Origin of the sequence: Bradyrhizobium sp. AS23.2 (assembly GCF_001908185.1) — a bacterium.
Lineage (GTDB): Bacteria > Pseudomonadota > Alphaproteobacteria > Rhizobiales > Xanthobacteraceae > Bradyrhizobium.
Genome location: NZ_LGHM01000231.1, coordinates 1 through 12,791 on the forward strand (window position 1 = coordinate 1; position 12,791 = coordinate 12,791).

Below are 12,791 nucleotides of genomic sequence, written 5' to 3' on the forward strand. Positions count from 1 at the left end.
CTCATGCGCGCGCGCCATCGGCTGCGCACGCGCCGCGGAGCGGCTCGCCGCCTGCTCGTGCATGATGCGTGCCTGTGCATCGCGCGGATTACGGCTCTGCACATTGGCCCGCTCATTCACCAAGCGGTCAGTCCGTCCGACGCGAGTCCGGTCGGTCGCAATCGCAGCGTCGCGCTTGGCGATGGCGGCGTCACGCCGTGCGGTCGCGGCGTCACGGCCGGAGATCGCGGCATTGTCCTTGGCATTCACGCCGTTGCGTCCCAATGCGACTGCCGCATCGCGCGTCGCCGCGCGGCCGATGCGGGCCGCTCGCGGATCGAGCGTCATCCGCGACGCCAGGCGCTCGTGCGAGTTCCAGTAATTGTTCCAGTAGGCATGGCGACGATACCAGGGCCGCCCTTCATAGTAATTCGACCAGTACGAGCTCAGCACGAAGGGCACGACGGTCACACCGATCTCGTCGACATAGTCGGGGAGATAGACGTAGTGATTGCGATACAGATATTCGAGATATTGCGACGACACCCAGCCGCGATCGTCGGAGAAACTCACGTCGCACCAGGCATTGCCGCGCAGGCAGCCATGGATGTCGACGCGGGCGCCCTCGGGGACGCGATCGACCAGGGGAAAGCCCGAACCGGGCCCGGCGCGCAAGCCGGTCGAGACGGTGACGATGCCCGGCGCGGCCAGTGCGGCGGTTGGCGCGAGCAGCAATGCGGCAACTAAAGCGCTTCTGAGTCTCATGGCGTGTTCCTCCTTTGCAAATCGGAACGCGCCAGCGGAATGAGCGTTCCGCGCACGGTGGTTGCATCAGCCGAAAGATTGAGACGCACGCCGCGTGCGGTTCAATATTCATTCGCCGTTCATCGGCACAGCGCGCGAGAGCGCTGTTTGACCGTCAGTTCACCTGCAGCATGAACCTATCGAAGTACGCAGCGAGCGCAGCAAAATCATCGAGCGGCAGCACGTTCGCGACATACTGGTCCGGGCGTACGACAACCATGCAACCGGCCCTCCGATCGATGCCGCGCATTGCGAAAACGTCGTGGCCGCTCTTGAGGTCCGGACAGAACATCTTCTCATAGTCGATCAGACCATAGCGGCCTTTGCCCGGGAGCAGCAGCGATGGCATCGCCTCGATCGCGAGCTCGCGATGATCCTGCTGAAAGACCGCGCGCAGATCGATCACGCTGTCGATGTCGGCGCCGGCTGGCGTGTATCGCTTGAGCGGCGATTCCCTTGCCTCGGTGAGAAAATTGCACAACGCACGAATGGACGAGCCCGCCGCGGCGGGATCCTCCGCACGCGAAAATGCGTAGATGCGGAAGCGACCGTCGGCTTGCGCCGCGTGGCCGAGATGGACCGGCTTGGCGTCCGCAAGCCGGATTACTGGCGCAGAATGGAAGCGCTTGCCGATGACAAGCCCCTGCGCGAGATGCTGATGCGATGTCGCGCCGGTCAGAACCGAGGGCCCGTAATGCGTCGCCGTACCGGCCGTGTAGCGGCCATGCCTCACAAAGTAGTCCTGCGTCTTGGCGGCATCGGCGCCGCCCGCTTTCGCTGCGGAAGCCAGGATTGCCGCCCACTCGCGATCGAAATCGATCAGCTCCTTCGCAACCGCCTGGCGCTCCGCCGAATAGGAATGCAGCAGGCTCGGCGCGCATTGCTTCCGCAAGACGGCAGCAAGCTTCCAGCCGAGATTGAAGGCATCCTGCATCGAGACGTTCATGCCCTGCCCGGCCTTCGGGCTGTGGGTATGGCAGGCATCGCCCGCGATAAAGATGCGTGGCAGGCGCGAGGCGATCTCGGTCTCGGGCACGTCGTCGAACTTGTCGGTCAGGCGCTGGCCGATCTCGTAGACCGACCACCAGGCGATCTCCTTCACCTCGAGCGTATGCGGCTTCAGGATCCGCTGCGCCTTGGCGATCACGTCATCGGCGGTGATGTTGCGGTTGGCGACGCGTTCGCCGACGTCGAGTTTTGCGAGCTCGACATAGAGGCGAGCCATGTAGCCGCCCTCGCGCGGAATGATCAGCAGGCTGCCGTCCTTCGCCGACTGGATCAGGGCCTTGAAGCGGATGTCCGGAAAATCGGTCACCGCTAGCACGTCCATCACGCCCCAGGCGTGGTTGGCGGAATCGCCATGCAGCTCGCGGCCGATCGATTTGCGTACCGTGCTGCGCGCGCCGTCGCAGCCGACGACGTAACGCGCCCTGATCGTTTCGACCTTGCCCTCGTTCGCGGCATCGACCCGTTCGAGGCGCACGGTGACGGCATGATCGGCGGGACCTGCAGCCGGATCGACCTGGAGGTCGAGCAGGCGTCTGGCGTAATAGGGCTCGAGCTTGGCCGGCGATTTGCGCATGACGTCGAGAAAGCCGTCGTGGATTCGCGCCTGGTTGAGGATGACGTGCGGGAATTCCGACAGGCCGTCCTCGACGTCCTGCACCCGGCCGCTGCGGACGATTGTCTCAGGCGCCCGCTCGTCCGGCTTCCAGAACGTCGTCTCGTTGACCCAATAGGCCTCCTTCAGCACGCGCTCGCTGAAGCCGTAGGCGTGGAACATCTCCATCGTGCGGCAGGCGACGCCGTCGGCCTGGCCTACGAGCAGGCGGCCCGGCTTCTGCTCGACGATGCAGGTCTTGATGTCATCGAATTGCGCGAGCTGCGCGGCGAGCGTGAGGCCAGCGGGACCGCAGCCGACGATGAGGACATCGACCTCTTCAGGCACGGCGCCCGCTGCCCCCGGGGGCTGAGTGCGTTCGGCGGGATCGGCGATCTCGGGGTCGCCCGGCTGAAATCCATTGAGATGGAATTGCATGAGCACCTCTCCCTGCCAACGTTTGGATATTGATCAGTATGCTGACTATCAGTATACTTGTCAATAATCCCGCACCCTCCTTCGCTCCAACGGAGAATCCGGTGAAAGACAACAACGACATGCCCGGGCATCTGGCGCGCCGGTTCCAGCAGATCGCAGTTGCGGTCTTCCTGGCCGAGGTCGGAGAGGCCGGCTTCGACCTGACGCCGGTGCAATACGCCGCGCTCGCGACCATCAAGGCCAATCCGGGGCTCGACCAGGTGACGCTCGCAGGGTTGATTGCCTACGACCGCACCACCATCACCGGCGTGGTTGATCGCCTCGTGCAGAAGGGGCTTGCGGAGCGTCGCGCCTCCAGCCGCGACCGCCGCGCCCGCGAGCTCGAGATCACCGACGAGGGCCGTCGTACGCTGCGCAAGATCACGCCGGCCGTCGCGTCCGCCCAGCACGTCATGCTGCGCGGTCTCAGCGCCAAGGAAGGCGAGGAGCTGATGCGGCTCCTGCGCAAGGCCATCGCTGCCGGCAACGAGCTGAGCCGCGCCCCGCTGCGCGATGCGCAGGCATAGATTGTTGTTTGAGCATGATCTCCGCGCAACCGCGTTCCGCGGTTGTCGCGAGGAAAACCGCTTCACACTTTCCGGATCATGCTCGTATCCGTAATTGTCGCAGTGCCGCGAAACCGGGAACTAACCTTCGGCTGCTAGCGTCCGCCCCCATTCGGCGCTTAACGCGCGATTAACTTTGCCGTTCGGGAGTTTTGGATGTTCAGGTTTCTCATTGCGGCCGCTGCCATCGCACTCGCGACGGGTCATGCGCTCGCGAACGGCCACGGCGGTGGCGATGCCTCTCCTCCGCCGAAGCCCGAGGCGACGACCGCACCGGCGAAAGTGTTCCTGACCAAGCAGGGTCCCAAGCTCGTCGATCTCAAGGGCATGACGCTCTACTATTATGAGCACGACACAACCGGCAAGACGTCGAACTGCAACGGCAAGTGCACGGAAAGCTGGGTGCCGCTGGCCGCGACCGCCGACGCCAGGGCCATCGGCGACTTCACCGTGATCGACCGCAACGACGGCAGCAAGATGTGGGCGTACCGCTATCGCCCGCTCTACACCTCGCCCGCCGACAAGGCGCCGGGCGATGCCAACGGCAATGCCACGACCCCGCAATGGCGCGTCGCCCGGCCTGACAATTAGGGCGAGAACGGCGTGGGCCCGCCCGGGCCTGACGTGCCCACGATCTTCGCGCGCGCCCCGGAATCGACAGAGGCGTAATTCACCTCCGGATTCCAGTGCAGCGCGACGTAGAGCACCATTCCGGCCAGGATGGACCCGTAAAAGCCGAACGCGGCCAGGCGCCATTTCCTCACAACAGGCCGGTCGTTCTCGTTCAATTGATCAATGAATTTTTGCATGATTGCCTCCAATGGCAACGAGCCATCGAGGCATAGCGCAACCGGCGCGGACCGGTTGTGAAGCCGTTCACCTTTCGCAACTTAAAAACGGAGTGATCGTCGTCGCCTATTCGTTCTGCGAATTCGGGGACAGCGGCCTGAACGTCGACACCTCGGCGCTCGCCTGAAGCGGCCTGATCTCCTGCTTCACCAGCACGGGCCTGGTCGTGAACCAGAGCGCTGCCACAGCAGCGATCACTATTCCCGCGCCGAGCGCTGCAAACTCTTTCATGCTTCCCCCCCGTGGCGATCAGTTGCTGAGAATGACGCTGTGCTGACGCCGCGATGGATGATCGGCGCCGACCAGCGCATTCGGATCGGTTGCGATCACGACTTCCGGCAACGGCATCGGCTCGAGGCCGGCAAAGCGGCGATAGAGCGCGCCCATGACGGCTCCGCAAAACGCCGCCGGTATCAGGAGGACTGCGACGAGCGGCACCGCGAACGAAAGCAGCAGCACGCAGGCAAACGCCGCGACGCCTCCGATCGCCGCGTATTCCCACGCGCTACGACGGCTCATCGCCCGCGCGACATGGTGCACGCAGAGCATGAAGATGCTCGAAGGAATAACCGAGATCACCATCATCGTCATGAATATCTGCACCGGCATCACGGCCGCGAAGATATGCGCGGTGCTCTTGTCGGCGAAGCCGTGCATCAGAAGCGGCACCAGCGTGTAGGGGAGAAGCGTTGCGAGCACCGTCGGCATCAGCGCGGCGATCGCCATGGCTGCAACTGATGTGCGGACCCGCACCGGCCCGTCGAATACGGGCGCCACTGACGGCGCGCCCTGTGCGCTGGCGGCGGGAGCTTCGCCGGCTGCGCGCGCAACCGGGCTCAGACCGGCGAACTGGCCATAGAGGAATCCGCCGATCACCCCCGCGATCGTCGGCAGGAGACCGATTGTCACCACCGTACCGTCACCGGGCGATGCAAGCTGGATGTGGTTGCGGATCGCGATACCGTAGCTCACAGCGGCCATGACGCCGCCCATCAGTCCATAGGCAAGCCGGCTCGATATCTTCCACTGCCGCAGCACGATATGTCCGGCGAAGAGAAAGGCCGCATTCATGGCCATGCGGCCGGCATAGAACACCAGTATCCGATCCGGCGCCGGCACGCCTTCGGGATCCGTCACCTGCCCGCCTGCGACTGCGAAGACCAGCAGCACGGCTTCGACGATGGCCAGCGGAATCAGCGCGGCGAACAGCGCGCGCGGCGAATTCTTGACGAGATACATGCGAGCAATCCCTTGCTCGCTGCACGCTAGACGCGAAGCATTACGGCCCGTGCAAAACAATCGGTAAAATTGTCAACAACCAGCGCACCGGGCGAATGCCGCGCCGCGTTCGCTTACCCGCGCCAGCCTATCGTCGTCCCGGCCTGCGCGCTCTGCCCGGGCGGCAGCACCACGACCGTCGCATTGAGCTTCACCCGGTCGTAGAGATCGATAACGTCCTCATTGCGCATCCGGATGCAGCCCGACGAGATCGCCTGCCCGATATATTCGGGCTGGTTGGTGCCGTGGATACGGTAAAGCGTGTCCTTGTCGCCGGCATAGAGATAGATGCCCCGCGCCCCCAGCGGATTAGCGGGACCGCCGTGCACGCGCGCCGGATAGGGTCCAAGCCGCGCCTGGATCTCTGCGGTCGGAACCCAGTCCGGCCATTCCGCCAAACGACCTACGCGCGCAACGCCTGAGAAAGCCATGGCCTCCTCGCCGACCGCAACACCGTAGCGGATCGCCTTGCCGCCCGGCAGCACGTAATAGAGATAGCGCGCATCGGTATCGACCAGGATCGTGCCCGGCTGCTCCTTGCGCGGGTAATCGACGATGTGACGGAGATATTGCTGGGGCACGCTCGCCTGCGCGTAAGGCGTGTGCGCGAGCAACTGCCGATCGCGCGGCGTCATGCTCGCGTCGGTCGATGGCGAATACGTTGCCTGCATGCAACCACCCAGCGGAAGCAAGGCAACAACGAACAAAGCGAATAGAGATTTTGGCACCGCCGGCCCCCCCGATAGCGGATAGCAGCACCCCCAGCCGCCTTATATGCTGCCCAAATCGTGCTGAAAACAAGGCAGCGTGGACACGTCCGCGTGTCCGTTAGCCGGGGTTCCATCACCACAAACGGCGGAAGAGCGTCGCACAGTCTCCATCCCATCGCCTTGCTTTGGTCAAACCCGGCTGGACTCGTGCGTCATCGGGCTTGGGATGGGCTCACCTCAACAGATCGGCTCGCGCCAATGCGAACGACCAAGGCTTCAAAGGAGCTGCGATGCTCGCGACGCTGAACAGCAGGCAAATCGTCGATGAGATCGTGAAGGACACGGTCAAAGACAACGATCCGCACGACGCCGTGCAGATTTCGCCTGAGATCGTGCTTGCCTCACGCCCCGGCAGCGTGTCGCCCGCGCTTGCGCCGGAGATCACGCCCCGTCCAGAGCCCAAGATGAATCCGGAGCCGAAGTTCAGTCCTGTCTTGGAGCCGCAGGTCTTGAAGCCGCAGGTCTTGAAGCCGCAGGTCTTGAAGCCGCAGGTCTTGGAGCCGCAGGCTGCGGCGCCCTCGGTCGACACGACCGTGCGGGTCGCGCCCGGCGATGGTCTCAGCCGGCAGAAGCGATCGTCCGCCGGCAAGTGGCTGCGCGGCGCATTCGTCACGTTTTTGTTTGCGGGCGGCAGCGTGGCTGCCACACTCGCCTGGGAGAAGCACGGCGATACCGCAAAGCAGATGCTCGCGGAATGGACGCCCGCGCTGGTGTCGCTGATACCTTCGACATCGCAGACAGCGCCGGTCGCCGCTGCGCAGGCCGTACCACCCGCGACGCAGGCAGTAGCCGATCAAGCGGCCGATCCATCTGCGCCACCGCCTGCGGCTCAGCTTGCAGCAGCCGCGCCCGCGACAGCAGCAGCCGCGCCCGCGGCATCAGAGGCCGAAGCTGCGCCGTCGGTGCAATCGATGACGCACGATCTCGCCGCGATGGCGCAGCAGATCGAACAGCTCAAGGCCAACATCGCCGAGTTGAAGGCTGGACAGGAGCAGATGGCGCGCGAGATGACGAAGCCACCTGCACCGAGGCCGGTGGCTGAGACGAGGCCTATCGAGCCGCGCGCGCGTGTGTCTGCAGTGCCTCCACGGCCCGCGGCTCCGCCGGTACGCAAACCGAAGCCAGTCGTGTCGCAAACCTATGCGCCGGCTTATGCGCCCGCGCCGCTCGCGCCTCCGCCGCCATCTTCACAGGCCGTCGCAGCCCCGCCGCCGGCCGCGCCGGTTATCACGACGCAAGCCGTCGCCGATGACAACGGGCCTGTCGTGCGCCCGCCGATGCCGGTGCATTGACGAATATCGCGCGACGGTCCGTCACGGCAAACCGCTGCGCGGCGAACGGTACGCCGTCCGAGTCGATGTGATGTGTTGAGTCCGGGCAATTACGGGAAGCGATGCTTCGGTCGGTTTCCGGCACCCCAAGAGAAAAGGCCGTCGGGATCTATGCCGCCGGCCTTCTCTTGCAACTGCCGGTTCCCGGAGCCCGGTTCTGTTGCAATTTCATGCCTAATGATCAGATCGGCATACTTAATAAATCCTTAACGTGCCTGCGACCCGCACATCATTTCTGCGCCATAAGCACAGAGATTGCGCGATCCGTTCATTCGATAGATATCGACTCAGTGGTATCATCCGCATGTGTTGAGATTTCCAATGAAGCTCAGCTCATCACACCGGGAGATTCGGATGCCCTACTACTCCTTCGATCTTGTGGTTGGTGAAGAGTTCAAGAACCAGGGCGGAATCATCCTCGAAGACATCGAGGTTGCCTCCGATCGCGCCGACCAGTTAGCAAACGAGCTATCGCAGGTGAAGCCGGAGCTGCAACGGAAGGGTTGCTCGGTGCGCGTTACCGACCGCAATCACAACGAGGTCTATCGCACACCGCTCGATCCCGTGCCGGCCTGGCAGCGCTAGCTAGTCGCCCAGCATCGGCGCCTCGAACCAGCACGCCCTCACCGACCAGGCGTTGCGCGATTGCGCGACCGATGCCGTTGCCCGCGCCGGTGACCAGCGCGGTGTCGCGTGCGGGATCGAATGGCGTGCTGAACAGGCTCATGTCGCTCTCCGGTGTCGAGAGGCCGCCACGATAGCGCAGCGACGCGCGACAATCGCGTCCCGGCACCATTGCGGAGCGGCCTGCCGGACGCTAGCCTCCCCAGAAAACGAGGAGGTACCAAGGATGCGCACCGGTTTCCTGATGGCAGGCCTGTTGCTGATCGCCGCTCCGGCCCAAGCCGAGGACCATCCACGCTCGACCTATGTGACGATGGTCTTGCAGGCCTTCGCCGCCAAGGTCGAATGTCCCGGCACGGATGTCGCCTACCAGGACCTGGTGCAAAAGGCGCAGCAGATGCACCTCCCCGACGACACCACCGAGAAGGTGCGTAAGGCGATTGCCTGGATGCACACCGGCGGCAAGATGGGCGAGAAGCAGGCCGACGACATCATGGCGGAGGTCGCGGTGGCGACCCAGATGACCGATCTCGACCAGCGCCGCCTCGGCATGACCAATTGGTGCGAGGCGCAGAAGACCAACCTCGCCGGCCTGATCCGCAGCAAGGGCGGCTAGAGCGTTTTCGAACGAAATGGACACCGGTTCGCGGATAGAAAACGCGTCAAAATGAGAATCCAGAGTCCCGTTCCGATTCCATCGGAACGGGACTCCAAGCACTCTTTCGCGGCGTTAAGCACGCCGCGACGGAACCGCCGTCACGGCCAATAATCGTCACATTCCTCGCCAGCATGTGGGCATCTTCGAACAGGAGAAGCCCATGCGAATTGCTCATCTCGTCTTCGCCGGCGCGCTCGCGGCGAGCGCCGTGCTGGCTGCGCCGGTGCAGGCCAGGAATTCCGACGCCCAGAAGGGCGAAGACAAATCGACCGCGCCGTCATCGTGCAGCGCCTATCAGCAGGCGCCGGACGGATCGTGGGAGCAGCTCCCCTGCAAGGAAACGGGCGAACGCAGCCAGCCACAGACCCAGCACAAGTCTGGCGTGCAAGGCGCCGAACAGGGCGAGCGCTGAGACACTCTCCGCGCGGAACCTTCGTGGTCGAGGCGCTGGCGAGCCGCGTCCTCGACACGATCAAGGATGGGAACCGGGCGAGCTGGTCGCGATCAGCTGTGGTGAGGCCCACGCATGATCTTCATGGCGTCGACAATGTGACGCCACTCCTTGGCCTCATCGGCCTCGCCGCGCCCCTCGCAGGCCTGCGCCCGTTCGGCGGCCTTCGCAATCGCAGCGAAACCATGCCGTTCCAGCATCTGCCGCGCGACGGTGTGGACCTGGACCTCGGACATCATGGGCGCTCTCCCGTTTGACGAAACCGCGGAGCCATCGGCCTGCCGTCCCGCGGGTCCGTTACAACGATGAGAGCGCAGGTCCCGTTCCGCCCACTGCCGATCACATTGGCAGGCCCAGGAGCTTGAACGGCTCGAAGCGTGAAACCGTGTTTGGCAAGCCAGCACGACAAAGGCGGCCCGCCATGCCCAGCGGACCGCCTTCTCACCCACCCCAAATTGTAAGTCTTCGGCCGCGTCCCCTACCCAACCGCCACGCGCTTGCGCTCCAAGTCGTTCGGCACCTCGATATCGACCTCCAGGGTCGACACCTCGTCGCCACGATCGAGCCGTACGATCACCTTGGTCGGGTCCAGCTTTACGTGCTTGGACACGACGGCGAGAATTTCCTCACGCAGTACGCCGAGCAGGTCGGGTTGGCCGCGCATTCCACGCTCGTGCGCAAGCAGTATCTGCAACCGTTCGCGAGCGACGGGTGCCGTGGCCTTGTTGCCGCGGAGAAGTCGAAGCAGACCCATGCTCATGCAGCCCTCCGCCGCAGCAGACGATCCATGAATCCCTTGCGTTCGGTCGGCACCTGCATCTTCACGGTGTCGCCGCACAGGCGCCGCGCCGCGTCGATGTAGGCCCGCGCCGGTGCGCCATCGACGTTCGACAACGTCACCGGCGTGCCGACGTTGGAGGCTTTCAGCACGTCCTGGCTCTCAGGAATGATGCCGAGCAAAGGCGTTGCGAGGATTTCCAGGATGTCGTCGATGGTCAGCATCTCGCCGCGCGCCGCGCGGGAGGGATCATATCGGGTGATGAGAATGTGTTTCTCGACGCGCTCGCCCTTCTCGGCCCGCACGGTCTTGGAATCGAGCATGCCGATGATACGATCGGAATCGCGCACCGAGGAGACTTCCGGATTGGTGACGATGACCGCTTCGTCCGCGAAGCGCATCGCCATGGCGGCGCCGCGCTCGATGCCAGCCGGGCTGTCGCAGATCACCCAGTCGAAGCGGGTGCGCAGGTCGTCGATGACCTTGCCCACGCCCTCTTCCGTCAGCGCGTCCTTGTCGCGGGTTTGCGAGGCCGGGAGCAGCCACAGATTCTCCAGCCGCTTGTCGCGGATCAGCGCCTGCGGCAGTTTTGCGACGCCCTGCACCACGTTGATGAGGTCGAACACGACGCGGCGCTCGGCCCCCATGACGAGGTCGAGGTTGCGCAAGCCGACGTCGAAATCAACGACGACGACCTTGTCGCCGCGCTGCGCAAGCGCAGCCCCAAGTGCGGCGGTCGTCGTCGTCTTGCCGACGCCACCCTTTCCAGATGTCACGACCAGTACCTTGGCCATCTCTACAGTCTCCTTCTGGTCAGTTCAGTTCAGTAATTCGCATGGCGTTGCCTTGCAGAAAGGCCTGGGCCGGCCGGCCGCGCAAGGCCTCGTCGATATCGTCGGCGGTCTGATAAAAGCCATCGATTGCAAGCAGTTCGGCCTCGATCTTCTGACAATAGATGCGCGCGCTCGTATATCCGTTCACGCCCGCCATGGCGCGGCCGCGCAGCGCGCCGTAGACGTGAATGGAACCGCCGGCGACGATCTCGGCGCCCGAGCCGACCGAACCGAGAATGGTGATGTCGCCTTCGGGAAAGATCACGGTCTGTCCGGAGCGCACGGGGCTTTCGAGCAGCAGCGACGTTGGCTTCTTGGTCTCCACCTTCTTGGGCGCGCTCGGCTCGACCACGCAACTGCGTCCACCCGAGAGCAGCGGCGGCATCGACGGCGTCAGCCGCGCCTCCTCCACCCCCTCGATACCGAGCACGCGGATGTTGCGATCTTGAAGGCTCGTAAGCAGATGGCCGATGCCAGACTGGCTGAGATCGACCGAGGACAGATCGACCACCACGGGACGGCCCGCGAAGAAACCCGGCGAGCGCGCGATCGTGGCGTCGATCTCCAGCAGCCAGTCCTGGATCGGAACCGTCGGAGTGAACACGAAGGCCACATAGGAGCGCCCGCGCAGGCGCACCATTTGGCGTTGAGATTTTGCTGCAGCCTCCATAGCGGCCGACTCGTTCCCCGTTATTGAATGGTTAACGATGCGGTCAATTTGGTTAACGGCCGGTTAACTTCCCCGCAGACGTGCCCGACCTTTATCGTCCTCGCGAAAGCCGGAGTCTGTCCGCAGCGGCGACTCGCAGCCCGGATCAGCGCAATCCGGGCTGCGAGAGCGTTGCTTCTTCGCCGTGCACACACCGAGCCTGATCGCGACCCGGATTATCTTGGATTGACATGCTCCCGACATCCGGCTTTCGATCCGCGTCCCCGCAAATGGAGCCCGAGCATGTCAGTTCAGTCCACCTCCAGACGCAAGACCGCGCCGGACATCCGTGCACGCAAGCAGCGCGAGCCGATCGTCATGCTGACGTCCTATCACGCGCATACGGCAGCGCTGGTGGATCGGCATTGCGACGTCATTCTGGTCGGCGATTCCCTTGGAAACGTCATGCACGGTTTCGAGACCACGGTGCCGGTCACGCTCGACATGATGATCCTTCAGGGCGCGGCAGTGATGCGCGGCTCCCGGCAGGCGCTGGTCGTGGTCGATATGCCGTTCGGATCATACGAGGCCTCCAGGGAGCAGGCCTTCAACTCCGCCGTACGAATCATGAAAGAAACGCAATGCGGCGCGGTGAAGCTCGAAGGCGGGGTCCGCATGGCCGAGACGATTGCATTCCTGTCCGGGCGCGGCATCCCTGTGATGGGTCACATTGGCCTAACGCCACAATCCATCAATACGCTCGGCTCGTTCCGTGCCCAGGGACGCAATGAGGCTGACTGGGGGCCGATCGAGGAGGATGCGAAAGCGGTCGCCGATGCCGGCGCATTCTCGGTCGTCGTCGAGGCTGTAGCCGAACCGCTGGCGCGCAAGATTACGGAGACGGTTGCCATTCCCACCATCGGCATCGGCGCGAGCGCAGCCTGCGACGGCCAGGTGCTCGTGCTCGAGGACATGCTAGGGCTGTCGCCGCGACCACCGAAATTCGTCCGGCGGTACGGCAATCTCGGCCCGGCCATCGAAGCGGCGATCGAGGGGTATGCTGCCGACGTGCGGTCTCGCGCCTTTCCCGGGCCGGAACATGTGTACGAAATGAAGAAGGGCAGATGATCCGCGGCGGCCGTCG

The 12,791-nt window shown here is 64.1% G+C and carries 17 protein-coding genes; 7 read left to right on the forward strand and 10 right to left on the reverse strand.

Annotated elements, in window-relative coordinates; translation table 11 throughout:
* The coding region (locus tag AC630_RS38380; protein ID WP_074123593.1) for an SH3 domain-containing protein at positions 1–744 on the reverse strand (744 nt) is incomplete at its 3' end.
* Positions 745–898: 154 nt separating this feature from the next.
* Positions 899–2,821, reverse strand: coding sequence for an FAD-binding monooxygenase (locus AC630_RS38385; RefSeq protein WP_074123562.1), 1,923 nt, complete (start codon positions 2,819–2,821; stop codon positions 899–901).
* A 101-nt stretch (positions 2,822–2,922) separates the two neighbouring features.
* Between AC630_RS38385 and AC630_RS38390 the strand changes: the two genes are divergently transcribed.
* The gene (locus tag AC630_RS38390; RefSeq protein WP_074123563.1) at positions 2,923–3,387 is read left to right on the forward strand and encodes a MarR family winged helix-turn-helix transcriptional regulator; all 465 of its coding nucleotides are present in this window, start codon (positions 2,923–2,925) and stop codon (positions 3,385–3,387) included.
* A gap of 195 nt (positions 3,388–3,582) precedes the next feature.
* A complete protein-coding gene (locus tag AC630_RS38395; protein WP_074123564.1) occupies positions 3,583–4,017 on the forward strand; it encodes a COG4315 family predicted lipoprotein in 435 nt (144 codons plus the stop codon).
* Here the strand turns inward: AC630_RS38395 and AC630_RS38400 are convergent.
* The 4 genes from AC630_RS38400 to AC630_RS38410 form a co-directional block, all read right to left on the reverse strand.
* Complete coding sequence (locus AC630_RS38400; protein WP_074123565.1) at positions 4,014–4,235, reverse strand: hypothetical protein; 222 nt, start codon at positions 4,233–4,235, stop codon at positions 4,014–4,016. The two genes, AC630_RS38395 and AC630_RS38400, sit on opposite strands and share 4 nt — an antisense overlap.
* A gap of 106 nt (positions 4,236–4,341) precedes the next feature.
* Complete coding sequence (locus AC630_RS45975; RefSeq protein WP_167561367.1) at positions 4,342–4,506, reverse strand: hypothetical protein; 165 nt, start codon at positions 4,504–4,506, stop codon at positions 4,342–4,344.
* Between the two features lie 18 nt (positions 4,507–4,524).
* Positions 4,525–5,514: a hypothetical protein gene (locus tag AC630_RS38405; protein WP_074123566.1), complete on the reverse strand. Its 990-nt coding sequence runs from the start codon at positions 5,512–5,514 to the stop codon at positions 4,525–4,527.
* A gap of 113 nt (positions 5,515–5,627) precedes the next feature.
* Positions 5,628–6,224, reverse strand: coding sequence for a L,D-transpeptidase (locus AC630_RS38410; RefSeq protein WP_074123567.1), 597 nt, complete (start codon positions 6,222–6,224; stop codon positions 5,628–5,630).
* A gap of 329 nt (positions 6,225–6,553) precedes the next feature.
* On the opposite strand from AC630_RS38410, the gene AC630_RS38415 reads away from it, so the two are divergent.
* From AC630_RS38415 to AC630_RS38435, 4 genes are all read left to right on the forward strand, one after another.
* On the forward strand, positions 6,554–7,615 hold the full coding sequence (locus AC630_RS38415; protein ID WP_074123568.1) for a hypothetical protein: 1,062 nt from the start codon (positions 6,554–6,556) through the stop codon (positions 7,613–7,615).
* Positions 7,616–8,008: 393 nt separating this feature from the next.
* Positions 8,009–8,239, forward strand: a complete 231-nt coding sequence (locus tag AC630_RS38420; protein ID WP_074123594.1) for a DUF6894 family protein — start codon at positions 8,009–8,011, stop codon at positions 8,237–8,239.
* Between the two features lie 265 nt (positions 8,240–8,504).
* Positions 8,505–8,894, forward strand: coding sequence for a hypothetical protein (locus tag AC630_RS38430; RefSeq protein WP_074123570.1), 390 nt, complete (start codon positions 8,505–8,507; stop codon positions 8,892–8,894).
* A gap of 202 nt (positions 8,895–9,096) precedes the next feature.
* Complete coding sequence (locus tag AC630_RS38435; protein WP_074123595.1) at positions 9,097–9,348, forward strand: hypothetical protein; 252 nt, start codon at positions 9,097–9,099, stop codon at positions 9,346–9,348.
* 92 nt (positions 9,349–9,440) lie between these two features.
* Here AC630_RS38435 and AC630_RS38440 read toward each other — a convergent pair whose 3' ends face one another.
* The 4 genes from AC630_RS38440 to minC form a co-directional block, all read right to left on the reverse strand.
* Entirely contained in the window at positions 9,441–9,626 is a 186-nt protein-coding gene (locus AC630_RS38440) for a hypothetical protein (RefSeq protein WP_074123571.1), read from the reverse strand.
* A 239-nt stretch (positions 9,627–9,865) separates the two neighbouring features.
* Positions 9,866–10,147, reverse strand: coding sequence for a cell division topological specificity factor MinE (gene minE / locus AC630_RS38445; RefSeq protein ID WP_074123572.1), 282 nt, complete (start codon positions 10,145–10,147; stop codon positions 9,866–9,868).
* Positions 10,144–10,959, reverse strand: a complete 816-nt coding sequence (gene minD / locus AC630_RS38450) for a septum site-determining protein MinD (RefSeq protein ID WP_074123573.1) — start codon at positions 10,957–10,959, stop codon at positions 10,144–10,146. Before minD ends, minE begins: the two co-directional genes overlap by 4 nt.
* Before the next feature lie 19 nt (positions 10,960–10,978).
* Positions 10,979–11,668 (reverse strand): septum site-determining protein MinC, encoded by a 690-nt coding sequence (gene minC / locus AC630_RS38455; protein WP_074123574.1) that lies wholly within the window; start codon positions 11,666–11,668, stop codon positions 10,979–10,981.
* A 282-nt stretch (positions 11,669–11,950) separates the two neighbouring features.
* On the opposite strand from minC, the gene panB reads away from it, so the two are divergent.
* Positions 11,951–12,775: a 3-methyl-2-oxobutanoate hydroxymethyltransferase gene (panB, locus tag AC630_RS38460; RefSeq protein WP_074123575.1), complete on the forward strand. Its 825-nt coding sequence runs from the start codon at positions 11,951–11,953 to the stop codon at positions 12,773–12,775.
* The last annotated feature ends 16 nt before the right edge of the window (positions 12,776–12,791 follow it).